The organism is Pseudoalteromonas sp. S558 (assembly GCF_005886635.1).
In the GTDB taxonomy this organism is placed as follows: domain Bacteria; phylum Pseudomonadota; class Gammaproteobacteria; order Enterobacterales; family Alteromonadaceae; genus Pseudoalteromonas; species Pseudoalteromonas aliena.
The window spans coordinates 1-716 of record NZ_PNDU01000111.1; the positions used below are offsets into that span (position 1 = coordinate 1).

The following is a 716-nucleotide window of genomic DNA, read 5'->3' on the forward strand; positions in this document are numbered from 1 at the left end:
AAAAAATATTAACCAATTGGTTGGCTGTTATGGATGTTATTTAAGTGTATTTTTCAAGAGAAATTGTTGAAGGTACTAGCGTGAGAAATTGAATTTTGGTTAAAAACTCAGCATTACTTTTATGATAAAGTTTACAGTCTGCCACAAGGTATTTAGGAGCTTGGCTTTTTTTGAACTCATCAACAAGCGCCTTACTTCGCGCTTTAAAAATAGCGGTGTCTGCGCTGTTACCATCCCAGTTTTTACATGCAAGCGGGATCCCACCATCTTGGCTAACAATGATTTCTTGTACGACTTGTTTTAAATCAGGACGGTGAGCCTTGCTATAGCCATGAGTAATTTTAATGACATTTTCATCACTATCTCCATCATCAAAAGCATATTCACCTGTCAGTGAATGACTCGTTGTATCAAGTGATTCAAAGGTTTTATCAACTTGCTCTATTTCACATGCTTGTCCGGAGACTAATGAAAATAAGCTTTCACAGCCAAACTCGAAGCATTGATCGAGAGTTCTACCAAGTTTGTGACGATTAAAATGTGATGCTTGAACCCCTTCACGAAATAAATGTTCAAGAGGCAAGTTAGTAAAAAATTGAGGGCTGAGTGATAAAGGTCGATTGGCAAAACCGAGTCCATTCATGATCATGCCTTTTACAGCTTCACCGGGGGTGAGTTCTTGTTTATCGTCTTGAGGTAAGTATTGATCTAAAAGG

Annotated in this window: 1 pseudogene; it reads right to left on the reverse strand. The window is 38.0% G+C overall.

Annotation, left to right across the window (positions count from 1 at the left end):
• Window positions 1-49: 49 nt before the first annotated feature.
• A pseudogene (locus CWB66_RS08970) lies at window positions 50-716 on the reverse strand (IS1634 family transposase); the annotation flags it as partial.